At 72.5% G+C, this 23525-nt stretch carries 19 protein-coding genes and 3 pseudogenes; 11 read left to right on the forward strand and 11 right to left on the reverse strand.

Annotation, left to right across the window (positions count from 1 at the left end):
- Positions 1 to 66 precede the first annotated feature (66 nt).
- The 3 genes from ACZ4S3_RS15550 to ACZ4S3_RS15560 form a co-directional block, all read right to left on the reverse strand.
- A complete protein-coding gene (locus tag ACZ4S3_RS15550) occupies positions 67 to 885 on the reverse strand; it encodes a metallophosphoesterase family protein (RefSeq protein ID WP_467932829.1) in 819 nt (272 codons plus the stop codon).
- 222 nt (positions 886 to 1107) lie between these two features.
- Complete coding sequence (locus tag ACZ4S3_RS15555; RefSeq protein ID WP_467932834.1) at positions 1108 to 1548, reverse strand: subtilase-type protease inhibitor; 441 nt, start codon at positions 1546 to 1548, stop codon at positions 1108 to 1110.
- A gap of 568 nt (positions 1549 to 2116) precedes the next feature.
- Entirely contained in the window at positions 2117 to 2776 is a 660-nt protein-coding gene (locus ACZ4S3_RS15560; protein WP_467932836.1) for a TetR/AcrR family transcriptional regulator, read from the reverse strand.
- Positions 2777 to 2883: 107 nt separating this feature from the next.
- Between ACZ4S3_RS15560 and ACZ4S3_RS15565 the strand changes: the two genes are divergently transcribed.
- The gene (locus ACZ4S3_RS15565; protein WP_467932838.1) at positions 2884 to 3654 is read left to right on the forward strand and encodes an SDR family NAD(P)-dependent oxidoreductase; all 771 of its coding nucleotides are present in this window, start codon (positions 2884 to 2886) and stop codon (positions 3652 to 3654) included.
- Positions 3655 to 3846: 192 nt separating this feature from the next.
- On the opposite strand, the gene ACZ4S3_RS15570 is transcribed toward ACZ4S3_RS15565, so the two are convergent.
- Complete coding sequence (locus ACZ4S3_RS15570; RefSeq protein WP_467932842.1) at positions 3847 to 4968, reverse strand: ABC transporter permease; 1122 nt, start codon at positions 4966 to 4968, stop codon at positions 3847 to 3849.
- Between the two features lie 272 nt (positions 4969 to 5240).
- On the opposite strand from ACZ4S3_RS15570, the gene ACZ4S3_RS15575 reads away from it, so the two are divergent.
- From ACZ4S3_RS15575 to ACZ4S3_RS15585, 3 genes are all read left to right on the forward strand, one after another.
- Complete coding sequence (locus tag ACZ4S3_RS15575; protein WP_467932847.1) at positions 5241 to 8876, forward strand: DNA polymerase III subunit alpha; 3636 nt, start codon at positions 5241 to 5243, stop codon at positions 8874 to 8876.
- Positions 8873 to 9946: a DNA polymerase Y family protein gene (locus ACZ4S3_RS15580; RefSeq protein WP_467932852.1), complete on the forward strand. Its 1074-nt coding sequence runs from the start codon at positions 8873 to 8875 to the stop codon at positions 9944 to 9946. Before ACZ4S3_RS15575 ends, ACZ4S3_RS15580 begins: the two co-directional genes overlap by 4 nt.
- A gap of 218 nt (positions 9947 to 10164) precedes the next feature.
- Positions 10165 to 11037, forward strand: coding sequence for an esterase/lipase family protein (locus tag ACZ4S3_RS15585; RefSeq protein WP_467932855.1), 873 nt, complete (start codon positions 10165 to 10167; stop codon positions 11035 to 11037).
- A gap of 91 nt (positions 11038 to 11128) precedes the next feature.
- Here ACZ4S3_RS15585 and ACZ4S3_RS15590 read toward each other — a convergent pair whose 3' ends face one another.
- Positions 11129 to 11719 (reverse strand): TetR/AcrR family transcriptional regulator, encoded by a 591-nt coding sequence (locus ACZ4S3_RS15590; protein ID WP_467932860.1) that lies wholly within the window; start codon positions 11717 to 11719, stop codon positions 11129 to 11131.
- Between the two features lie 61 nt (positions 11720 to 11780).
- On the opposite strand from ACZ4S3_RS15590, the gene ACZ4S3_RS15595 reads away from it, so the two are divergent.
- On the forward strand, positions 11781 to 12263 hold the full coding sequence (locus ACZ4S3_RS15595) for an SRPBCC family protein (protein ID WP_467932862.1): 483 nt from the start codon (positions 11781 to 11783) through the stop codon (positions 12261 to 12263).
- A gap of 30 nt (positions 12264 to 12293) precedes the next feature.
- On the opposite strand, the gene ACZ4S3_RS15600 is transcribed toward ACZ4S3_RS15595, so the two are convergent.
- Positions 12294 to 13583 (reverse strand): APC family permease, encoded by a 1290-nt coding sequence (locus ACZ4S3_RS15600; protein ID WP_467932867.1) that lies wholly within the window; start codon positions 13581 to 13583, stop codon positions 12294 to 12296.
- A gap of 80 nt (positions 13584 to 13663) precedes the next feature.
- Between ACZ4S3_RS15600 and ACZ4S3_RS15605 the strand changes: the two genes are divergently transcribed.
- Entirely contained in the window at positions 13664 to 14149 is a 486-nt protein-coding gene (locus ACZ4S3_RS15605) for an Lrp/AsnC family transcriptional regulator (protein WP_467932872.1), read from the forward strand.
- A 223-nt stretch (positions 14150 to 14372) separates the two neighbouring features.
- Here ACZ4S3_RS15605 and ACZ4S3_RS15610 read toward each other — a convergent pair.
- From ACZ4S3_RS15610 to ACZ4S3_RS15620, 3 genes and pseudogenes are all read right to left on the reverse strand, one after another.
- A pseudogene (locus ACZ4S3_RS15610) lies at positions 14373 to 15386 on the reverse strand (lytic polysaccharide monooxygenase auxiliary activity family 9 protein).
- A 476-nt stretch (positions 15387 to 15862) separates the two neighbouring features.
- Positions 15863 to 16216: a VOC family protein gene (locus ACZ4S3_RS15615; protein ID WP_467932876.1), complete on the reverse strand. Its 354-nt coding sequence runs from the start codon at positions 16214 to 16216 to the stop codon at positions 15863 to 15865.
- Positions 16217 to 16491: 275 nt separating this feature from the next.
- Positions 16492 to 16848 (reverse strand): annotated as a pseudogene (locus ACZ4S3_RS15620) (transposase); the annotation flags it as partial.
- A 127-nt stretch (positions 16849 to 16975) separates the two neighbouring features.
- Between ACZ4S3_RS15620 and ACZ4S3_RS15625 the strand changes: the two are divergent.
- Positions 16976 to 17659 (forward strand): class I SAM-dependent methyltransferase, encoded by a 684-nt coding sequence (locus ACZ4S3_RS15625; protein WP_467932879.1) that lies wholly within the window; start codon positions 16976 to 16978, stop codon positions 17657 to 17659.
- Positions 17660 to 17893: 234 nt separating this feature from the next.
- On the opposite strand, the pseudogene ACZ4S3_RS15630 reads toward ACZ4S3_RS15625, so the two are convergent.
- Positions 17894 to 18325: pseudogene (locus ACZ4S3_RS15630) on the reverse strand (GNAT family N-acetyltransferase); the annotation flags it as partial.
- 104 nt (positions 18326 to 18429) lie between these two features.
- Between ACZ4S3_RS15630 and asnB the strand changes: the two are divergent.
- The 4 genes from asnB to ACZ4S3_RS15650 all read left to right on the forward strand — a co-directional run bounded on the left by asnB (position 18430) and on the right by ACZ4S3_RS15650 (position 22609).
- The gene (gene asnB / locus ACZ4S3_RS15635) at positions 18430 to 20280 is read left to right on the forward strand and encodes an asparagine synthase (glutamine-hydrolyzing) (protein WP_467932884.1); all 1851 of its coding nucleotides are present in this window, start codon (positions 18430 to 18432) and stop codon (positions 20278 to 20280) included.
- Positions 20281 to 20433: 153 nt separating this feature from the next.
- Positions 20434 to 20823 (forward strand): GntR family transcriptional regulator, encoded by a 390-nt coding sequence (locus tag ACZ4S3_RS15640; protein ID WP_467932889.1) that lies wholly within the window; start codon positions 20434 to 20436, stop codon positions 20821 to 20823.
- Positions 20824 to 20892: 69 nt separating this feature from the next.
- Positions 20893 to 21669, forward strand: coding sequence for a dimethylargininase (ddaH, locus tag ACZ4S3_RS15645; protein ID WP_467932893.1), 777 nt, complete (start codon positions 20893 to 20895; stop codon positions 21667 to 21669).
- 277 nt (positions 21670 to 21946) lie between these two features.
- Positions 21947 to 22609 carry an AAA family ATPase gene (locus ACZ4S3_RS15650; RefSeq protein WP_467932898.1) on the forward strand — a complete coding sequence of 221 codons (663 nt, stop codon included), beginning with the start codon at positions 21947 to 21949 and terminating at the stop codon, positions 22607 to 22609.
- Between the two features lie 22 nt (positions 22610 to 22631).
- Here ACZ4S3_RS15650 and ACZ4S3_RS15655 read toward each other — a convergent pair whose 3' ends face one another.
- On the reverse strand, positions 22632 to 23249 hold the full coding sequence (locus tag ACZ4S3_RS15655) for a hypothetical protein (RefSeq protein ID WP_467932902.1): 618 nt from the start codon (positions 23247 to 23249) through the stop codon (positions 22632 to 22634).
- Positions 23250 to 23525: the final 276 nt, after the last annotated feature.

Raw genomic sequence — 23525 nt, forward strand, 5'->3', positions numbered from 1 at the left:
CGCGTGCCTCGCTTGCTTGCCGCCTCCACTCGTCTTCGCTATTCCAGCAACGATTACGGAGAGTAATCAGTTCCCGCGGACTGTAGTCGGTTCCCCCGGCCTGAATGCGGCCAGCGCTTCCTCCGCCGAGTGCCGGGCCTGTACGTAGGTGTCTGCCCATGCGGCCGCCCCGGGAAAATCCGACTCCCGCGCGATCCGCTCGCAGGCCGCTTCGTAGTCGAACGGTGTGTGCCGCAGCGTGACCGCCCCGCCGCCGGGCCCCAGCAGCGCCCAGTGCGCGCCCGGCCTGCCGTACGGCATCCCGATGCTGCCCGGATTGACCACCAGCCGCCCGTGCGTGAGCCGCACGAAAGGCATATGGGTGTGCCCGCAGACCACCGTTCGTACGGCATCGGGCACCTCCTTGAGCGCCTCGGCCCAGCGGTCCGCCCGGGAGTCGACCAGTACCGTCTCCGCGTCGTCGCGCGGGGTGGCGTGGCAGAAGAGGACCGGCCCGAGCCCGGCCACCTCCAGTGTCGCGGTGGCGGGCAGCGACCGCAGGAAGTCCAGGTCGTCCGGGCCGAGTTGGCCGGCTGCCCAGGTTCCGACCGGGTCCGCCGGGTCGTCCTCCATCCCCGGCTGGCGGGCCGCCATCTCGCGGTCGGCGTTGCCGCTGATCCATACGGCCCGGTCTCCGAGGGTGCGCAGCAGCTCGAGGGTCTGCCGGGGGAGCGGCCCCGCGAGCAGGTCGCCGGTCAGGACGATCCGGCGGGCCGCCCGCACATCGGGCTCGGCGAGTACGGCCTCCAGCGCCGGCAGCACACCGTGGATGTCGGAGAGGACCGCGACGCCCGCGGCGGCCGCCGGGCCTTGTGACTGCGCTGAGTTGATCTCGAAGTCGGCCATGCGCGGAGCCTACGGGCGAGCGGCGGCCCGTACGCCAAGATCCGCGGACCCTGGACGCCAAGTTCTCGGACCCTGGACGCCAAGCTCTCGGACGGACCCCGGACGCCAAGCCCTCGGACTCCGAGCGCCAGGATCCCGGACTCCGTAGGGCAGCATCCCGGACTCCGTACGGCAGGATCCCCGGGCGCCGCCGTCCGGTGCCCGGGGATCTGGTCTGTCGGGTCAGAACCGGAATACCGAGCCCTGACTGCCGTTCATCGTGCAGGAGTTGGCGTAGGTGTAGGTGTACGACACCCGGTGGCCCTCCCAGACGCCGTCCGCGGTGACCACGACCGGGTCCCACTCCTTGGTGCACAACCGCTCCGTCGCGGCACCGGTGACCTCGGTGAAATCACCGGATACCGAACGCAGCTGGGCGCAGGCGGCTCTCGGGTTCGGGTGGCTGCCGGTCGCCCTCGGCATACAGCTGAGGGAAACCGCGCGCTCCACCGTGGCTGTCGCGCGGCTCTCCCCCTTGCCGACGGTCAGCACCAGCTCGGTCGGGGCGTACAGCCCACCGGACCGTACGGGTTGCGCCGGTGCCGTGGCCGCCTGTGCGGTGGTGGCCAGTGTGCCGAGAACCAGCGCCGCGCCGAGTGCGACCGCTCCGGAGATGTACCGCATGACGAACTCCCTTGTTCGTGGGTGCAGATGCCGGACGGGAGTCTGGACCCAATCGCACGCCCGATGCACACCGGCCGATCGCTTTGAGTCGATAGATGAATGCGGTGGGTAATGGCGCGAACGGATGCGGTGGAGATGTGAAGAGGGTGTGACAGCTCAGTGCGCGGCCAGCGGGGATGCCGCACCCGTGGTCATGCGGGACGGGAGCTCATTCGGACGTGGAGGGGAGGAATCCAGCCACCGACCGGTCGTTCGGGAGGGCGTCGATCTCCAGCGAATGGCCGAAGTGGAGGGCCGGAGGCCGTCTCCGTATGGGTTCGGGCCCGGGGCTGCCGGCCTTGGTGGGCTCGCACCCGGGGGCTGTTGGCGCTTGACCGGCCCGAGCTCGGGGACTCTTGGTGCATGATCGGCCCGGCCTCGGGGCTGTCGGCCTTGGTGCCCGCCCTCGGGGACCGTTGGTGCTTGATGGGCCTGCCCCCCCTCGGCCCCGCCCCTGACCCCACCCCCGACCTTGCCCCCGACCCCGGAGGCCGCTACCGCCTGACGGCGGGTTCGGGTCCGAGTGTCGCTAGTGCTTGTGGCCGTCCAGTTCCGGCAGTCCCGCCGTCAGGGCCCGCATCCCGCGGGTCACCAGTGCGGCAGGCCCCCGCGGTCCGTCTTCGGGCTCGTCGCCCGCGGCCCATTCCTCCACCGCGACCCGCATCGCCGTGTTCGCGGCCGCCGCGGCCAGCCGTACCGTCAGCGGATCGGCGTCCGTCAGCCGCGCCAGGACCGGGACCAGGGCCTCCTCGGAATCGTGGTGCACCCGGTGCCAGACCGCGCGCAGTGCCGGATCGCCGGGCATCGCCCGCAGCAGCCCGCGGGTCCAGTGCAGCGCCTCCGAGGCCGGTGCGTCGGCGGGGGTCAGGGCCCGGCGCGCGGCCCGCTCCAGGGCCTCGCGTACGGACGGTGCGTCCGGCCCGGCGGCCGGTGCGCCGAGGTCGTCGATCCACTGCCGTACGCCGACGGCGAGCAGTGGCGCCACCGCGTCCTCCTTGGTGCGGAAGTAGCGGTAGAAGGTGCGCAGCGCGACGCCGGCCGCGCGGGCGATCTCGTCGGCGGTGACCGCGGCGCCGCGCTCGGCGAACAGGGCGGCCGCGGTGCGGGCGATCTCCAGCTGGGTCTCGGCCTTGCGCCGCTCGGTCAGTGAGGGGCGGGCGGTGGGGGAGGGGCGGGGTGCGGTGGGCATGGGTTCAGCTTACGGAGTGCAATGACAGGGCGGCGTGACATGCGAATGTGGCACATCGTGCCATGTGGGCGTACGGTGCGGCTGAACCTCGAGAACGGAGCAGCACCATGAACCGCTTTGACGGACGCCGCGCACTGATCACCGGAGCCGGGTCGGGTATCGGACAGGCCACCGTCCACCGGATCCTGGCCGAGGGTGGCTGGGTCGTGGCGGCGGACATCGATGAGGCGGGCCTCGCGGCCACCGTCGAGCGCGCCGCCGCGGACGGCGCCGGCGACCGCCTGGTGACCGCGCCGCTGGACATATCCGACGAGGCGGCGGTGCGGGCCGGAGTCGCCGCCGCGGTCCTGGGTCTCGGCGGCCTGGACGTCCTGGTCAATGCGGCCGGCATCCTGCGCTCCTCGCACACCCACGAGACCGGCCTGGACTTCTTCAACAAGATCATCTCGACCAACCTGACCGGCACCTTCCTGATGATCCGTGAAGCGCTGCCCGCCCTCCTGGAGGGCGAGGCGCCGGTCGTGGTCAACTTCAGCTCCACCTCCGCCTCGTTCGCGCACCCGTACATGGCGGCGTACGCGGCGAGCAAGGGCGGTATCCAGTCGATGACGCACGCCATCGCGAGCGAGTACAGCAAGCAGGGCTTGCGCGCGGTGTGTGTGGCGCCCGGCTCCATCGCCAGCGGCATGACCAGCGGGCGGGGCCCGGGGCTCCCCGAGGACGCCGACATGAGCCTGTTCACCAAGCTCGCCCCGGCCATCGGCCAGGGCTTCGCGGGCCCGGAGACCGTTGCGGGCGTCATCGCGATGCTGGCCTCGCAGGACGGCGCGTTCGTCACCGGTACGGAGATCCGCATCGACGGCGGCACCCATATGTGAGCCCTGTGTGCAGGTGGCACGGCGCCGGCGGGAAGGGCGCGGTGCCCGCGCGTGCGGCGTCGGGAGGGGTGTCGCACGCGCGGGCACCGTGCCCTTCCCGCATCGGGGACGTACCGGGGACACGTACCGGGGACACGTACCGGGGACACACGCCGGGGATGTACCGCGGACGTGCTGGTCGCTCCCCGGGACTCAGGTGGCCCGCCGCGCCCCGCCGTTCTGCGTATCGCCCTTCTCGGTGTCGCCCTTCTCGGTGTCGCCTCTGGAGGCGCCCGTCGTGGTAGCGCCCTTCCCGCGGAGCGTCGCGAGCGCCGTGGTGACCAGGACGCCGCCCACCGACCAGGCGGACAGCACCAGTAGCGGTGCCGTCACCGCATGGCCCCGGAAGTACGCGAGGGAGCGTGCCGCCCAGGTGCCCGCGCCCGGCGGCAGTGCGGGGCCGATCGCCCGCCAGAACGGCGGCAGCAGCGGGTACGGGTAGGCGCCGCCCGCGCTCGGATTGCCCAGGATCACGATCACCAGGATCGCCAGGCCGATGCCGATGACCCCCAGCAGCGCCTGGAAGGCCAGCGTTGTGGCCCCGACGGCGAAGACGACCAGGGCGCCCAGCCCCCACAGTCCGCAGATGCTGCCGGGCAGCGCGCCGAGGACCGGGCCGACGATGATCGCGCCGGCCAGCCCCGCGACGATCGCATAGAGCGCGAGCGCGGCCAGCCGGATGACCGCCCGCGCTCCGTTGGCCGGGCGGGCCCCGGCGCTGATGGCGAGGATCGCGGCGCACAGATAGCCGCCGACGCACCAGCCCACGACGAGGTAGAAGGACGTCAGGCTGCGGGTGTCACCGCGGTCGGTGGGGATGATGTCCACCGTGCGTACGGTGCGCTGACGGGCCTTCTCCGCTTTCGTGACGACCAGTTCGACCGCCTGGGAGAGCGAGGCGCCGCCGCCGCTCGCCACCAGGAGTCGGTCGGTGGTGCCGCGCGGATCGACGATCAGCGCGGCATCGATCGTCCGGTCCGCGATCTGCTGCCGCGCCTGCCGCTCGGATGCCACCGTGCGCGGGTCGAGCGGCGATCCCGGCAGCCGGTCCAGCTTCGCCACCAGCTGCCCGCCGGCGCGGGCGGGGGCGACCACGGCGAGCGGCACATCCGTCGGCGCGGGGCGGTGGAAGGCGCCCGCGTAGGACGTGATGAACGCGACCATCAGGCCCAGTACGCCGATCACCATCAGTGCGGCCCGGATGGTCACCGCGTCTTTGACCTCCTCGCGGAAGGTGAGGCGGGGGCGGGTGTCGGTGCCGTCGCTGGTGGCCATGCGCCGCTCCGTTCGGGGCGTACCGGGGCTCTGCCCGGGGCGTACCGGGGCTCTGTTCCTGATTCCTGTGGTGGCCCATATCTTCCGGTCGGTGGCGGGGGCACGCAGATCGGAGGGGGCCGATTGACGCAAGGCCGGGCGGCCGGCGGCGGCGCCGGGCGTGTGCCCCGGCCGCGTGTTCGCACGAATGTTCGAGTTACGCGTTATGGTGGAGACCGAAACCAGAGGGGCTCAGGATCAGCCGGGGGGCAGATGAGGCGCAGGAGGTGTGGATGTCCGGGTTCACGCATCTGCACACCGCTTCGGGGTTCTCCCTGCGCTACGGCGCCTCCCACCCGGAGCGGCTCGCCGAGCGCGCCGCCGAACGCGGTATGGACGCCCTCGCGCTGACCGACCGGGACGGTCTCTCCGGAGCCGTACGGTTCGCCAAGGCCGCCGCCGAGGCCGGTATCCGCCCCCTGTTCGGCACCGAACTCGCCGTGGCGGAGCGCGATCCGGCGCCCGCAGCCGGCGCGGCCACCGTCCGGCGTCGCACCCCGGTGCGCGGCGGTGCCTTTCTGGACGAGTCCGTCCCCCGCGCCGTCTTCCTCGCCCGCGACGGGGCGGCCGGCTGGGCCGCCCTGTGCCGGCTGGTCTCGGCCGCCCACGCGGGCCGGCGGGAGCGGCCCGTTCTCCCGTGGGACGCCCTGGGATCCGCCGCCGGCGGCCTGACCGTGCTGCTCGGCCCGGACTCCGAGGTCGGCCGGGCGCTGACCGCCGGCCGCCCGGACCGCGCCGCCCGCCTCGTCGCCCCCTGGCGCGAACTGTACGGCGACGCGCTGCGCCTGGAGGTCGTCGACCACGGGCGCCCCGGCAGCGGCCCCGGCTCCCCGCGGCTGGCCGCCCGTACCCTCGGCTTCGCCGTCGACCAGGGCATCCGCGCCGTCCTGACCAACGCGGTCCGCTACGCCGACCCCGGCCAGGGCCCGGTCGCCGACGTCCTGGACTCCGCCCGCCGTCTGGTGCCGGTCGACCGGCACCGCCCCGAGGCCCGGGACGGTGGCGAGCGCTGGCTCAAAGGCGCCGCCTTGATGGGATCCGCCGCCGAGCGGATCGCCGAGGCGGCCGGATTCCGCCGCGGTCTCGCCCACCGGCTGCTCGCCATGACCGAGGAGACCGCCGGGGAGTGCCTGGTCGACCCGCAGGACGACATCGGGCTCGGCCGTGTCCACTTCCCCGAGCCTCATCTGGTCGGCGCCGGGCGCCGCACCGCCGCCCGGGTGCTGCGCTCCCGCTGCGCCGCCGCGATGGTGTTGCGCGGCTACGACCGCGACCGCGTGCGGTGGGAGCGGCTGCACGACGAGCTGCGGACGATCGAACGGCTCGGCTACCCCTCGTACTTCCTGACGGTCGCTCAAGTGGTGGACAACGTACGGGAGATGGGCATCCGGGTCGCGGCCCGCGGGTCCGGCGCCGGATCCCTGGTCAACCACCTGCTGGGCATCGCGCACGCCGACCCGGTCGAGCACGGGCTGCTGATGGAGCGCTTCTTGTCCGAGCGACGGGCGGCGCTGCCGGACATCGACATCGATGTGGAGTCCGCCCGCCGGCTGGAGGTCTACCGCGCGATCTTCGACCGCTTCGGCGCGGAGCGGGTCGCGACCGTCTCGATGCCCGAGACCTACCGGGTCCGGCACGCCGTACGGGATGTGGGTGCCGCCCTGGGCATGGACCCGGCGCGGGTGGACCGGCTCGCCAAGGCCTTCCCGCACATCCGCGCCCGCGACGCACGGGCCGCGCTGGCCGAACTCCCCGAGCTGCGCGGCGTACGGGAGGCGGGCGGCGAGCGGCTGTGGGAGCTGGTCGAGGCGCTGGACGCGCTGCCGCGCGGGATCGCCATGCACCCGTGCGGGGTGCTGCTCTCGGACGCCACGCTGCTGGACCGTACGCCCGTCGTGCCGACCGGCCTCGAGGTCCCCCACGGCCTCGAGGGCACAGGAGGCGCCCCCCTGCCCATGTCCCAGTTCGACAAGGAGGACGTGGAGGATCTGGGGCTGCTCAAGCTCGATGTGCTGGGTGTGCGGATGCAGTCCGCGATGGCGCATGCGGTCGCCGAGATCGGCCGGGCCACCGGGCGCCGCATCGACCTCGACGACCCCGCGCAGGTGCCGCCGGGCGACCGGGCCACCTACGACCTGATCCGCTCCACCGAGACGCTCGGCTGCTTCCAGATCGAGTCGCCGGGCCAGCGCGACCTGGTCGGCCGGCTCCAGCCCGCTACCTTCCACGATCTGGTCGTCGACATCTCACTGTTCCGGCCGGGGCCGGTCGCCGCCGATATGGTGCGGCCCTTCATCGAGGCCCGGCACGGCCGCAAGGCGGTCCGCTATCCGCACCCCGACCTGGAGGAACCGCTGCGCGAGACATACGGGGTGGTGGTGTTCCACGAGCAGATCATCGAAACGCTGCGGATCATGACCGGCTGCGCGCGGGACGAGGCGGACGAGAAGCGGCGCGCGCTGTCGCATCCGGAGCTGCAGGGGCGGGTGCGCGCCTGGTTCGCGCGGCGGGCCGAGCGGCGCGGATACGCCCCCGAGGTGATCGCGCACACCTGGGAGATCATCGAGGCCTTCGGCGCGTACGGCTTCTGCAAGGCGCATGCGGTCGCCTTTGCGGTGCCCACCTACCAGTCCGCCTGGCTCAAGGCGCACCATCCCGCGGCCTTTTACGCCGGACTGCTCACCCACGACCCGGGGATGTACCCGAAGCGGCTGCTGCTCGCGGACGCGCGGCGGCGCGGGGTGCCGGTGCTGCCGCTGGATGTGAACCGGTCGGCGGTCGCCCATCGAATCGAACTGGTGTCCGGTGGGGATGATTCCCGTGGCGTCTGGGGGCTGCGGCTCGCGCTCTGTGACGTCCATGGAATGAGCGAGGCCGAGGCGCGGCGGACCGAGGCCGGGCAGCCCTACCGCTCGCTCCAGGACCTGTGGCAGCGGGCCCGGCCGTCCCGCCCGGTGGCCGAACGCCTCGCCCGGGTGGGCGCGCTGGACTCCTTCGGCGCCAACCGGCGCGATCTGCTGCTGTACATCGCCGAGCTGCACCACCGTCAACGCGGCGCCCCCGGTGGCCAGTTGACGCTGCATACGGACCAGATGGGGGTCCCTCCCTGTTCGAGCGGAGCCGAGAACTTGGGGGAGAGGGCCGACGCGGTCGAGCCGGCGGGGCTGCCCGACCTCAGCGACGTCGAACGGCTCAGCGCCGAGCTGGGCGTCCTCGGCATGGACGCCTCCCGTCATCTGATGGCCGACCACCGGGAGTTCCTCGCCGAGCTGGGCGCGCTGCCGGCCAGGCTGCTGCGCGGCGCCCGGCACGGCGAGACGGTGCTGGTCGCCGGGGCCAAGGCGGCCACCCAGACACCGCCGATCCGCTCCGGCCGCCGGGTCATCTTCACCACCCTCGACGACAGCACGGGGCTGGTCGACTGCGCCTTCTTCGAGGACAGCCACGAGGCCTGTGCGCACACCGTCTTCCACTCCTGGCTGCTGCTGGTCCGCGGTACGGTCCAGCGCCGCGGGCCGCGCAGCCTCAGCGTGGTCGGCGCGGCCGCCTGGAACCTCGCCGAACTGGCCGAACTGCGCCGCGAGGGCGGCCTGGAGGCGGTCACCGCCCGCCTGGCCGCGGGACCGGAAGGCCCGGCCGGGGAGCCCGGGGAGGAGTCCGCGGACGCGCTCGCGAACGAGTCCGCGAAGGAAACTGTGAAGGAGACTGCGAACGGATCCGGTCCGGCCGCCGCGACCTCCGCCCCCGGCCGCACCATCCGTCTGGAGACCGGTTACGAGATGCACCCGTGGGCCGACCTCCAGCCCGCGGGTGAACGCGCCGCCACGGGCCGCAAGCTGTGGCACTCCAGCCCGGGGAGCGCCGGATGAGTCCCCCCGGTGCAGGCACCGGCTCCACCGGAGCGGCCGACGCCGCGCGCCCTGCCGCGCGCCCGCCGGCCACGCTGCATGTGCGCTTCCGGGCCGCCGACGACACCCCCGTCGACGCCGACCGGTACGAGCAACTGCTCCGCCTCCTCTCCCGGTTCACGCCCGTGATCGAGGCGCTGCCGCCGGACGCCGCGCTGGCCGACGTCCGCGGGGCGCTGCGCTACTTCGACCGGGACGCGGCGGGCATCGCCGAGCTGATCCGGCTGCGCGCGCTGGCCTGGCACGGTGTCCGGTGCACGATCGGGATCGGCGCCAATCCGCTGCTGGCGCGGATGGCGGCCCAGAGCGCGCCGCCCGGCGGGATCCGGTCCGTCCCCGGGGACTCCGGATCCGTCGCCTCCTTCCTCGCCCGCCGCCCGGCCTCCTCGCTCTACGGTGTCGGGCCCGCGACCGCGCGCACCCTGTGTGCGTACGGACTCGACAGCGTCGAGCGGATCGCCGCCGCGCCGCCCGCCACGCTGCAGCGGATCCTCGGCGCGAGGACCGGCCGCGTGGTGTCCGAGCGGGCCCGCGGCATCGACCCGACACCCGTGACACCCAACGCCCCGTCCCGCTCGATGGGCGCCGAACACCGCTTCGCCCACGACGAGCTGGACCCCGTCCGGCGCCGCCATGCGCTGCTCTCGCTCGCCGACGACCTCGGCGCCCGGATGCGCGCGAGCGGGCGGGTGGCCCGTACCCTCACCCTCACCGTCCGCTACGCCGACCGCTCCACCACGACCCGCACCCGACGGCTGGCCGAACCGACCGCGCACGGCCCCGCCCTGACCGAGGCGGCCTACGCGCTGCACGCCGCGCTCGGGCTGCAGCGGGCGCGGGTACGGTCCCTGGCGCTGCGTGCCGAGGACCTGTGCCGCGCCGAACTCGCCGCGCGTCAGCTGACGTTCGACCCCGTCGACGACAAGGCGCACCGCATCGAGGCGGCCGTCGACCGGGCCAGGGCGCGCTTCGGACCCGGCGCGGTGCGGCCGGCGGCGAAGCTCGGCGGGGGAGCCGGGTGGCGGCCGTAGCGCCTTTCGGGAGCGGGCCCGGCGCGTCCGCGGCCTCCCGCACCCGTACGTCCGGTGAAAGTTGCGTGCGGTTTCCTTCACCGTCATGTGACTGGCTCATCTTGCTTACCCAGCCGTAACTTACTTGGCAGTCAACTGCGTTGGCCCTTGCGATCCGGATCGCAGGTGAACGGCTCACCGAGCACTTCGGAGTCCCCTCACCCCGCAAGGAGCATCGTATGAAGCTGCGCTGGTCAAGAACGCGGACCCGCACCCTCCTCCCCGCCCTCGCCCTCTCCCTGGCCGTCGGCGTCACCACGGCCGCCCCCGCCTCCGCCTCCGCCGCCCCCACCGTCGGCAGCGGCTGGAACAACTTCTCCTGCAAGCCCTCCGCCGCGCACCCCCGCCCGGTGGTCCTGGTGCACGGCACCTTCGGCAACTCCGTCGACAACTGGCTGGGTCTCGCGCCCTATCTGGTGGCCCGCGGCTACTGCGTCTTCTCCCTCGACTACGGACAGCTGCCCGGCGTCCCGCTCTTCCACGGCCTGGGCCCGGTCGACGCGTCCGCCCGGCAGCTCGCCGACTACGTCGACCGGGTGCTGGCGGCCACCGGCGCCGGCAAGGCCGATCTCGTCGGCCACTCGCAGGGCGGCATGATGCCGCGGGTGTATCTGAAGTTCTACGGCGGCGCGGACAAGGTGAACGCGCTGGTCGGACTGGCCCCCGACAATCACGGCACCGACCTGGACGGCCTGACCCGCCTCCTGGACCACTTCCCCGGCGCCAAGAAGTACCTCGACCACTTCACCCCGGGCCTGACCGACCAGATTGTCGGCTCCGACACCCTCAAACGCCTCAACGAGGGCGGCGACACCCTCCCGGGCGTGCACTACACCGTCATCGCCACCAAGTACGACGAGGTCGTCACGCCGTACCGTTCGGCGTTCCTCGACGGCTCCGATGTCCACAACGTCGTCCTCCAGGACCTGTGCCCCGTCGACCTCTCCGAGCACCTGGCCATCGGCCTCGCCGACCGCATCGCCTTCCACGAAACCGCCAACGCCCTCGACCCGGCCCACGCCACCCCGACGACCTGCGCGTCGGCCGGCTGACGCAGTCCGGTCGCCGGTTTTTTCGTCCGGTACTGCGCGGCCACCGGTGGACGTCCGGGCATCGGTGGCCGCCCCATCGCCGGACCGGTCGTCAGCCGGCCTGGCACAGCAGCGCATCCGCGCACCGCTCCGCCAGCTCCTCGGCGTGTCCGGGCAGCGGCGAGCCGTTCCTCAGATGGCGGCGGACGAGGGACAGCGGTACCTCGATGACGGCGAGTGCGACCCGTTCGGTGTCCTGTGCGCCGCTCGCCCCGAGCGCGGCCGCCAGTTCCGCCACCGTCGCGCGCACCCGCCGGTGGCCCTCGTCCGCGCGCCGCAGATGCTCCGCCGGCCACCCGTCCCGCCCGAAGTCCCGGGCTCCGTACAGGAGCAGCGCGGCCTCCTCGGGGTGTGCGCGGCTCCACGCGACGACGTGCCGGGCCGCCGCGCGGCCCGCGGCGCGCGGGTCCGGGGCCGACTCCAGCGCCGCGAAGTAGCCCTCCTGGAAGCGCTCCACGGTGCGCAGCCACACCTCGGCGAGCAGGGCGGAGCGCCCGGCGAAGCGGTGGTAGAGCGAGCCGCTCGGGGCGCCCGCGGCCGCCGCGACCGCGGACATGGTGACGCCCGACGGGCCGGACTCGGCGGCGAGCCGGACGGCGGCGTCGAGGAGGAGGGAGGTATCGAAGCGGGGTGGCCTGGCCATGTTCTAGAGAGTACTCTCCATTATATTAGAGATGTATCTCTAGAAGGGGAGACGGTTGGCGATGGGGGTCTACAACGTTCACGAGAGGGTGCTGCCGGTGCCCACGGCCGAGGCGGGGGAGCTGATTGACGGGCTGTCCGGCGACACCGACCGGCTGTGGCCGGGCCGCGACTGGTTCCCGATGCTGTTCGACGGCCCGCTGGGCCCGGGAGCAGCCGGCGGCCACGGGCCGGTCCGCTACACCGTGGCGGCCTATGTGCCGGGCCGGTGGGTGCGCTTCACCTTCAGCGGGCCGCGCGGCTTCCACGGCTTTCACGAGTACACCGTGCATCCGGCCGGCCCGGACCGCACCCTGCTGCGCCACACCCTTGCCATGCGCGCCCGCGGTCCGGCCCGGCTCACCTGGCCGCTGGCCTTCCGTCAGCTGCACGACGCGTGCCTGGAGGACAGCCTGGACCGCGCCGAACGCGCCTGTACGGGCACCGTCGCCCGGCCCGCCCGCTGGAGCCCGTACGTCCGCCTGCTGCGCCGCCTCGTCACCTGACCCGCCGCCTCGACACCTGACCCGTCGCGGTCACTTCCGTACCAGCGCCCGCCGCAGCGTAAGGAACGAAAAGGAGGCGGCCGCGAGGAGCGCGGGAATCAGCAGCAGCCACCCCGAGAAGGCGAGCACCACCGCCGTCAGTACGGAGCTCGCGACCACGCCGCAGCACAGGGGAGTGCGGCGCGGGAGCAGCACCAGTGCGGCGGCCAGGCCGGCCAGCGTCACGGCCGCCAGGCAGGTTGCGGTCGCCTCCATCAGGAGATGCAGATCGGCGCCGCCCCACCGGGCCGCCACCGCCACGAGTACGGCGGCCGAGCCCAGCACCGCGAGCGACCGGCGCGGCACCTCGCCCGGCTCGCCGCCCTTGGCCAGCAGGCGGGGCGCCGCCCCGTCCCGGCCGAGGGCGGCGCCCAGCCGGGAGGCGCCGGCCAGATAGGAGTTGACCGCGCCGAAGGTGAGGAACAGCGCCGCGGCGGCGGCCACGGGACGCGCGGCGACCCCCACGCTCTGCGCGAGCAGCGCTGTCAGCGGGGTGTCGGTGTCGGCCGCGGCCGGACCCAGCGCGCCGATCGTGGCGACGGCCAGGCCGAGGTAGAGCACGGTGATGACGGCGAGGGTGTTCCGGGTCACCCGCGGCAGGTCCCGCCCGGGGTCGGCGAACTCGCCGGACAGATGACTCGCCGCCTCCCAGCCCGCGAAGGCGAAGAACAGCACCGAGGCCGCCGACCCCACCGATGTCCAGCCGCCGGGCAGGAACGGTGTGAAATGCGCGGCGGTGACGTGCGGGGCGGCGGCCAGCACCGCACACAGCAGCACCGCCGCCAGCAGCCCGCCGAGCATCAGCTGCACCCGCCCCGACATCTGCAGCCCGAACGCGTTGGACGCCAGCGCCCCGGCCAGCACCAGAGCGCCGACCATCGCCGCGCCCGCCTCGCCCCAACCGGCCGCGTCCGCCACGTACTTGCCGCCGATCCAGGCCGCCGAGACCACCCCGATCGGCACCGCCCCGTAGAACCACCACCCCACGACGGCCGCCGCCCGTGGCCCGAACGCCCGGTGGACGTAGGTGGCCACGCCCCCGCCGTCGGGGAACCGCACGCCGAGCGCCGCGAAGGAGGCGGCCACCGGCACACACATGGCCAACAGGGCGACCCAGGCCAGGATCGAGGCGGGGCCCGCCGCGCCGGCGGCCAGGGACGGCAGGGTCAGCACACCGGGGCCGAGCACGGCACCCGCGCACAGCGCGGTACCGCCGCCGACGCCCAGCCGCCGTACATCCGGCCGTGCAGATGCGGGAAGAGTTGTCTCTTGTACGGTCACAGTCGCAGAACGTAACCGAACGGCCGATCACTTTGGTTCTTCGCCGAACGAAATTCGGTACAAGGCGCACCATGGACTCCATGGACGACATTGATTCGGCGATTGTCCGCGAACTGCAGCGCGATGCACGGCAGACCAACCGCGAACTGGCCCGCATGCTCAACATCGCGCCCTCCACCTGCCTGGAGCGGGTCCGCGCGCTACGCGCCCGCGGCGTGATCACCGGCTACCGGGCGACGGTGGACCTGCGCGCCCTCAACCGCCCCGTACAGGCCCTGCTCACCATCCGCATCCGCCCCTTGAACCGCGAACTGATCGAGCGTTTCAAGGCGTTCCTGGTCTCCCTGCCGGAGGTGCTCAACGTCTACGTCGTGGCGGGCGGTGACGACTTCCTCGTCCATGTCGCCGTGCCGGACGTCGACCGGCTGCACGGGCTCCTGATGGACGAGGTCTTCAAGCGCCGCGAGGTGGTCGACTGCCGCAGTTCGGTGATCTATCAGCATGTCGCCAACGACATCATCGGGGCGCTGCCACCGAACGGACCGGGCGGCGCGACCGGGTCCTGACGGCGCGACGCCGCCCCCTCCGGGGCGGGGAGGGGACGACGTCACGGAACGCCGGGGACCGTCGCAGCCGGTCCCCGGCGGGTCGGGGGATCAGGGGATCAGGGGGATCAGGGGGATCAGGGAGATCAGGGAGATCAGGGAGATCAGCGGTGCGGGGAGTCCTCCTCGCCCCCTGGGCGGAACCACCAACGGCTCCTGCCCCGGTCCGCCCCGCCGTACGGGATCAGTGGCGCCGTGCGGCCTTGCGGCGGGTGGTGGCGAACAGGACCGCGGCACCCATGGCCAGTACGGCGGCGCCGCCGATCGCCATCGGGGCGGTCGAACCGTCACCACCGGTCTCGGCCAGCCGCTTACCGCCGGCCGGCTGGGCGGCGCCGTCGGGGTGCGCGCCGCCGCCCTCGGCGCCGCCGCCCATCGACGGGTCGTCCGCACCGGCGGAGGCGGCCGGAGCGGAGTGGCCGGAGTGGCCGGCTCCCGCGTCAGGGCCGTGGTGGCTCATGTCCATCGACGACTTGTCCGCCCCGGCCTCGATCTGGCTGTCCGTCGGCGCGGAAGCGGTCGGCGCGGGCGCGGCGGAGGAACCGCCGCCCGCCCCGCCACTGTCCTTCCCGAACACCACATCGGAGCAGGTGTAGAACGCCTCCGGGCTGTCCGACCGCTGCCAGATGCTGTAGATCAGATGCCGCCCGGACCGCTGGGGCACCTTCCCGCCGAAGACGTACTCACCGTTCGTCAGCGTCGGGTCGGTCACCTTCGCGAACGGCTTCGCTTCCAGGTCCGACCACTTCAGCGGCTTGGTGGGGTCGTAGCCGTCCTTGGTGAGGTACAGCTCGAAGGAGCCCTTGTGCGGGGCGGTGGCCTTGTAGTGGAACGTGTGGTTGCCGGCCTTCATCGCGGACGACGGTCAGTCCGCACGGGGCAGATCCAGCCCCTTGTACTTGTCGTCGCCGCCGCTGCACAGCTTCCCGTCCGGAATCTTCGTCTTCGACTGGCCGCCGGCGTTGCCGTCCCGCACCGCGTTCCAGTCGTAGAAGGCCTGCGCGCCACTGGCCTGCACGGCGGCCTTGCACGCGGCGGACTTCGGGCTCTCGGGCCCCTCCGCGTAGCACGCCGAGACCCGGCTGACGGGGTCCGACATCGAACCGTGCGCCGCGGCCGGGCCCGCGGTCAAAACGGTGAGCGCGAGCGGCGCGATGCCGGCCAGTGCGATCCCGGTGGCCTTACGACGAGCGGTCATCGTGGGGGTCTCCTTCATCAGGTACGTCGAGCGGGGCGGGCGGCAAGACGGTCCGTGGGGGGTCGGGACGCATGCCCGGCGCCATCCCCCCGTGGCGGCGCCGGCGGCACGCAACCCCGCCTTGCGAGAAGCACGTTAGCCCCGCTGAACAGCGGATTTGAGGCCCGCAGGCCGATCCCGGAGATCCTTATGGTGCGGTTAAGGAAGCGCTAAGCGGGGGCACAGGAAGGCGGGGTGAAAACGGGCATCGGGACCTGGGATTGCTCCGTCAGCAGTCCATTACCGTCCACGTCGGTCCGCCAGGATGCGCCTCCGGTGGCTCCCCGCCAACGGCGGCCCTCAGAAGGCACATGGGCCGCCGTTGGCGCCCCGACGGGCCGTAACCCTGCCGAGCGCGCACTGCTTTTCGTTGTGCCTTTGACGCAGCCTCTGAACTGCAAGCCCGCCAGGCTGGACACGCGCGCTCTCAGGGCTTCTTACTGAGGTCGTTGGCCAAGGACACAGAACTCGTTGCCTTCGGGGTCTGCCATGACAACCCACGACTGGTCACCCTGGCCAACGTCGACACGCTTCGCGCCAAGAGCCTCAAGGCGAGCCACCTCGGCGTCCTGATCATCTGGCACGAAGTCGAGATGCAGTCGGCTCTTGGCCTTCTTGGGCTCATCAAGCCGGACGAACTCCAACCCCGGCGAGCGATCCGGCTCCGGGCGGATCGCGAACTCCACATCAGAGGTGTGGACCACAACCCAACCAAGAGCCTCGGCCCACCACTGCCCCAGGGCCGCCGGATCTGCCGAATGAACAATTACATGTTGCCATTTCAAGGTCATCAGCCGAGCCTAGCCCCGGATCATTCATGAGTCCCGGCAGTTCGTTGAGGGGGCTGTGTGTTTGTGTGGTGCGGTCGTTCCGGGGCCAGGGCAGGTTGACGGCCCGGCTCTCGTGTCGGGTGGGCGCCCGGTTCCACTGCCCGGTGTGGTGGTGCGGGTTGTCGCGGACGGTCGAAGTGGCTGTTCAGCCGGGGTTCGGCAGAGCTTGGAGCCGTGTGATTGCGTGGGTGATGACGTCGGTCCACGGCCATCTGGTGGACAGCCGGAGCCAGCGGCGACAGCCGGCCGAGGAAGGCAGGGATGCCACCGCCCGAGTCGGTGCGGATCGGTGTCCGGCGTCCCCGCCGCAACGATGCGGGCAGCTGGGCCGGAGCGAGCCGGGTGGGTTCGATGTGGTCGGCGGCGGTGTCAGAGCCCGTGTTGCCGGGCCGCAGCACGGCGGCCACCGGCTCGCCGGACCCGTCCTGGCCGTGGTCGACGAACGCGACAAGCGGATGAGGACCGAAGGTCTTCTTCCAGGTCGCGGCGGCATCCTGCTTCTCGGAGTCGGCGAGGACCAGCACTCCGTCGATGTCCACGACCACCTGCCCGTCGGCATCCGGAGCGTCGGCCCCAGCCAACTCCCGAGTCCTCCGCGGACAGAGGCTCGTCGTGTCTGTCGTGTCTGTCGTTGCGCATGCCGAGACCATGGGACGGCGGGCACGGCCCCGGGAGAGCGTCCGCAGCGGCGTTGTCAGTGGTTGCCTGCATCATCGAGTCATGAGCACGAACCCGACTGCCGAGCACCCCGCCAACCAGCCCGAACCACCCCTGCCGACCTCCGACGCCGCCTATTGGGAGGCGGCCGCCGAGCGTTTCGACGACGAGCCCGACCACGGCCTGCGCGACCCCGTCGTGCGGGCCGCCTGGGCCGCCCGGCTGAAGTCCTGGCTGCCGGCCGGGCCCGCCGCGCTACTCGACCTCGGCTGCGGCACGGGAAGCCTGTCGCTGCTCGCCGCCGAGCAGGGGCACCGCCTCACAGGGGTCGACCGCTCGCCCGGCATGATCGCGCGGGCGCGGACCAAACTCGCGGGGCGGGACGCCGAGTTCCTGGTCGGCGACGCCGCCGAACCTCCCGTGGGGGAGCGGCGGTTCGATGTGGTGCTGGTCCGGCATGTCCTGTGGGCTCTGCCCGATCCGTCGGCCGCGCTCCGGCGATGGGCCGGGCTGCTCATACCGGGCGGCCGCCTGGTGCTGGTCGAAGGGCGCTGGGGTGAGACCGACCCCATAGGCATCCCGGCCGGCGAACTGGCCGCCCTCGTGGCTCCGTTGGCGGACCGTACGGACCTGGAGCGGCTTTCTCACGACCCCGCCCTCTGGGGCAAGGAGGTGCATGACGAGCGGTATGTCCTGATCGCCCACGCGCACAGCCACGCGCCCGCCCACCGCCACACGCCCGCCTGAGGCCACGCCCCCGGCCCACGGCGCGCCGGCGGACAGCGATCCGGCCCGCGGGCGCGAAGCCGGGCCGGACTGGGCGGCTGTCCGGCCGCCTCGTTCAGCCCTGCCCCAGCTCCCGTACACATCGCCGCTTCCCGCGGACCGGCCGGTAGCCGAAGGCGTGGTTGATGGCGAGCATCGGGGTGTTGGCGGCGTCGTTGCCGGTGAACGCCACGGTGCAGCCGGCGCGCCGGCCTCGGCCAGATGCTCCTCGGCCGCGGCCAGCAGGGCGCTTCCGGTGCCCCGGCGCCGGTGGTCCGGGTGCACGAGCGGGGTGGCCGCGGCCTGGCCCGCAACGCTGCTCTCGTGCAGCAGGCCGCTGTGGACCGCACCGACGACCCGGCCGTCCAGCTCGGCGACGAACAGCCGCAGTTGCTGTGCCGCGGGGGCGCTGGTCACCGTCCAGGCGACGCTCTGCGGAGTGGAGACCATGAAGGGCAGCGTGGCGCGCCGCAGGTCTGCCACGGCCTTGGCATCGGAGGGGCGGAAGTCGCGCACGGTCGGTGTCATGGCCGCGGACGGTACGCGCCCCTCCGCGGTTTTGCCTCTCCTTTTCCGCTGGGCGGCCGGTGATTTGCCGTCCCTTTTCCGCATAACGGCGCGCGCATGGCTCATTCCGGGCGGCCGCATCCGTCATAGGTGGCCCGTGCAACTACCTGGGCGTACGGTGACCGGCGCAGGCCGCCGCCGGGATGCGCCGGCCCGCTGCCCACGAAGGAGAAGGAGCCGCGGACATGTGCGGAATCACCGGATGGATCTCCTACGACAACGACCTGACCGCCCGGCGCCCCACGCTCGAGGCGATGACCGGGACGATGGCCTGCCGCGGCCCGGACGCCGCCGGCATCTGGCTCGACACGCACGCCGCGCTCGGCCACCGCCGCCTCGCCGTCATCGACCTCGACGGCGGCAAACAGCCCATGGCCGTCGAACACGAAGGCCGCACCCTGCTCGTCACCACCTACAGCGGCGAGGTCTACAACTACCGCGAACTGCGCGCCGAGTTGACGCGGCTGGGCCATACCTTCCGCACCATGAGCGACACCGAGGTCGTCCTGCACGCCTATCTCCAGTGGGGCGAGGCGTTCGCCGGGCGCCTCAACGGTATGTACGCCTTCGCGCTCTGGGACCCGCGTACCGAGCAACTCCTGCTGATCCGCGACCGGATGGGCATCAAGCCGCTCTACTACCAGCCCACCCCCGACGGCGTCCTTTTCGGCTCCGAGCCCAAGGCGATCCTCGCCCATCCCTCCGTACAGCCCCTCGTCGACGCCGAGGGCCTCGCCGAGCTGATGACCTTCACCAAGACCCCCGGCCACGCCGTCTACAAGGGCATGTACGAGGTGCGTCCCGGCCATATCGTCCGGGTGGGCCGCGGCGGCATCACCGTCAAGCGTTACTGGGCCCTCGAGGCCCGCGAGCACACCGACGATCTCGACACCACCGTCGCGCACATCCGCGGCCTCCTCGACGACATCGTCGCCCGCCAGCTGATCGCCGATGTGCCGCTGTGCACGCTGCTCTCCGGCGGCCTGGACTCGTCCGCCATCACGGCACTCTCCGCCAGGGCGCTGGCGGCACAGGGCGGCGGCCCGGTCCGCTCGTTCGCCGTCGACTTCACCGGCTACACGGAGAACTTCACACCGGACGACCTGCGCGGCACCCCCGACGGACCGTACGCACACGCCCTCGCCGAGCACGTACGCTCCCACCACCGCGACATCGTTCTGGACACCGCCGCCCTGATGAACCCCGCCCATCGCGCCGCCGTCCTGGCCGCCCGCGACCTGCCCAACGGTTTCGGCGACGGCGACACCTCTCTCTACCTCCTGTTCAAGGCCGTCCGCGAACAGTCCACGGTCGCCCTCTCCGGCGAGGCCGCGGACGAGGTCTTCGGCGGCTACCGCTGGTTCCACGACCCCGAGTCCGTGTACGCCGACACCTACCCCTGGATCGCGGCGGGCGTCGCGGGGCGGTTCGCCGGCGGCAACGCCACCCGCGAGGCGCTGCTCGACCACGCGCTGCTCGGCAAGCTCGACCTGCGCGGATACCAGGACCGCCGCTACCGCGAAGCGCTCGCCGAAGTGCCCCGTCTGGACAGCGACACCGGACTTCAGCGCCGGATGCGCGAGATCAGCTACCTCCATCTGACCCGCTTCGTCCAGATACTCCTCGACCGCAAGGACCGCGCCAGCATGGCCGTCGGCCTCGAGGTCCGCGTCCCGTTCTGCGACCACCGCCTCGTCGACTACGTCTTCAACACCCCCTGGTCGATGAAGACCTTCGACGGCCGCGAGAAGTCGCTGCTGCGCGCCGCCACCCGCGATGTGCTGCCCGATCTGGTCGCCGACCGGGTCAAGAGCCCCTATCCCAGCACCCAGGACCCCCGCTACAACGAGGCGCTGCGCGCCGAGTTGAAGGACCTGGTCGCCGACCGCGACGCCCCCGTACGGCCGTTGCTGGACGCCGGCGCCGCTGCGGAGGCCACCGCCGACGGTGCCGCCCACGACATCCGTCCGGGCGCCGAACTGGTCCTGGGTATGAACGCCTGGCTACGGACCACGGGCACCACCCTCGAGCTGTAACCCCACCCACGAGCCCGCCCGTAGCCCCACCGGCACCCCCACCCCCCCACCCCACCACTCCAATGGGCTACCGCTCCGATTCGGGTACGGCGGCCGCTCCTGGCGCACAATGGTGGCCCCGCCCGCCCCACCGTCAGCACCAGGAGCGCCGCCGTGTCCCCGCAGACCCTCACGATCACCATCGATCCGGACGCGGCCGACGCGCCATTCGAGCAGGTACGCACCCAGATCGCCGACCGCGCCAGGGACGGCGGCCTGCCCGTCGGCTACAAACTCCCCACCGTCCGCGGCCTCGCCGAAGAGCTCGGCCTGGCCGCCAACACCGTCGCCAAGGCCTACCGCGCCCTGGAGTCCGACGGCGTGATCGAGACCCGGGGCCGTAACGGCAGCTTCATCGCGGCGGCCGGCGAGGCCGCGGACAAGGAGGTCGCCGCGGCCGCCGAAACCTACGCCCGGCGCGCCAAACGCCTCGGCCTGGACCGCGAAGCGGCCCTCACCGCGGTCGGGGACGCGCTGCGTGCGGCATATGGAGCGGATGCCTGACCGGCCTTCTCCCCTCAAGCTCGGAGGACCTGACCGGCCCTTTTCCCGTCCAGCCCGGAGGAGCGACACATGACCGGCCGACACGCCCTCGTCCGCCGCCCCGGCCCCCGCCTGTCCGAGGGCCTGGTCACGCACATCGACCGGCAGCCGGTGGACCCGGCGCTCGCCCTGCGCCAGTGGGAGCACTACGTCCGGGCGCTGCGCGAACACGGCTGGCGCATCACCGAGGTGACGCCCGCCGACGACTGCCCGGACGCGGTGTTCATCGAGGACACCATGGTCGTCTTCCGCAATGTGGCGCTGATCGCCCGCCCCGGCGCCGGCCCCCGCAGACCCGAGACCCCCGCCGCCCGCGCCGCGGCCGAGGCGCTCGGCTGCTCGGTCAACGAGGTCCGGGCGCCCGGCACGCTCGACGGCGGCGACATCCTGAAGATCGGCGACACCGTTTACGTCGGCCGCGGCGGCCGCACCAACGCCGACGGGGTACGCCAACTCCGCGCAGCCTTCGAGCCGTTGGGTGCCCGCGTCGTCGCGGTGCCGATCAGTCGCGTCCTGCATCTGAAGTCCGCGGTCACCGCCCTCCCGGACGGCACCGTCATCGGCTACCCGCCGCTGGTCGACAACCCCGCCGTATTCCCCGGTTTCCGTCCCGTCCCCGAGGAGTCCGGCGCGCATGTCGTCCTCCTGGGCGGCGACACACTCCTGATGGCCGCCTCCGCACCCAGGACCGCGGAACTCTTCGCCGACCTGGGCTACCGGCCGGTCCTGGTCGACATCGGCGAATTCGAAAAGCTGGAGGGCTGCGTGACCTGCCTGTCGGTACGGCTGCGCGAACTCTCCGCCTAAGGGCTTGTCGCCGCGTCCGGTACGCAGCCCGCTGCCCACCCTCGAACGGGGCGGCGGACATTAAACTGGGGCTATCCGCTCAGTTGGCGTCAAAGGCAGGCGATCCCGAGAACCGTCGCTCGTCACGGCTGTGGGGGCAGTCAGGTACGTCAAGGGGCGGGTAGTGGGCAATTCGGTCTGGTCGGGTGCCGCGGAGGAGGCTGCCGTTTCGTACGGGAGGCCGGCGTTTCGGCCGTGGGGGCTGGTGGATCTGCGGGGCGAGGGGGAGATTCCCGCCGTGTTGTCGTACCCCGCGGATGCGGTGGTGGTGATCTCCGGACTGCCCGGCAGCGGCAAGAGCACCCTGATGCGGCGTTGGTCCAGGACCGCGCCCGTCATCGATCCCCGAGTGGTCCATGTCGCCTGTGAGGCGGTGATGCCGGCCCGTTTGCCGTACGCGGTGTACCGGCCCTGGGCTCGGTGGAGGTACTTCCGCTGGATGCATACCGCCGTACGCGGCGGTGGGCCGTTGCTGGTCCACGACTGCGGCGGCCGGCCGTGGATGCGCCGATGGCTGGCCAGGAACGCCGCACGTCAAGGACGCGAACTGCACCTGGTGGTACTGGACGTAGGGGTGGCCGAGGCGTTGAGCGGCCAGGAAGCCCGAGGCCGACGGGCCCCGCGACGTGCCTTCGCCCGGCATAGCAGGGGCCTTGGCAGGCTGCTCCGGGCGCTGTCCGGGCCGGGCGCGGCACAACCACCCGCACCCTGGGCTGCCGAGGAGGCCGGCGCCCCGCTGGCACACACCACCAGGCCCGGGGAACGGCCCGCCGCACCGGCGGCCCCCACCCCTGACCCGGTACGGGAGGCGGCATCGGTGGTCTTGCTGGACGGCAGTTCGCGAGAGCGTGTGGCGGCCGTGGAGTTCGTTGCCGCACCGCCGGGCGGACGGACTCCTTGACCGTCTGCCGGGACGGTGCCACTCAGCGGGCTGCGGAGCGCCGCCGACGGCCGGCGTAGAAAAGGGCCGAACCGGTCACGGTGAAGAGGCCCCCGCTGATCCCCGGTCCGACGCCTTCAAGGGTGCGGTCGTCCGTGGCCTCCACCCATGGATCGAGGCCGCCGAGCGGGTCCTTGAACAGGACGACGTGCTGCTTCGGCTTGAACTGGCCGTGGCAGTTCTGCTGTTCGGACAGGTCCTGGACCGTGCCGGACGTATCGACGACGCGACAGACGGCCAGTTCGGTCCCCTTGGCGTTGACACGCTTCCCGGTGTCGGCCACCAGGGCGTCGACCCGCTCGCCGATCTGCTTCGCGTATGCCTCATACAGGGTGGGCCCGGCGAAGAGCGCGAGCGCCAGGGTGGCGAAGGAGGCGACGGTCGCGGCGCCCGCCCGGTGCCAGACGCCGCCCGCCACGATCGCTGCGGCTGCCGCCGCGCCGAGCGCGATGATGACGCCGGCCCACAACATGCCGTAGGGGTACTGGGTGAGGAACCCGGCCGCAGTGGCCACCACCGGAATCGGCACGGCCCACAACAGCGTGTTCAGCGTGCGCCCGGACGTGGCCCCGCTGACCCCCTCCGCGGTCTCGGATGCCACTGATGTCTCGGATGCCACTGATGCCACGGAGGCTGTGGCATCCGCGGACGCCTCGGATGGTCCCACGCTGATCCCCCTGTGAACGGTCGCGATATTTCCCGGGGAGAAGTTTATGAGCGTCAGCGGCGGGCCGAGCGATCCACGATGAGGTGGCCGCAGCGCCGGCCCGCCGCTGATGTCCGGTCGGCGTGCGTTCAGTAGCCGATGGTGAACCGGCGCTGGACGAAGCGGGGCAGCTCTGCCTCGTCGACGAGTGCGACGGCGGCGTCTTCCATG

Source organism: Streptomyces sp. NPDC028368 (genome assembly GCF_055565615.1).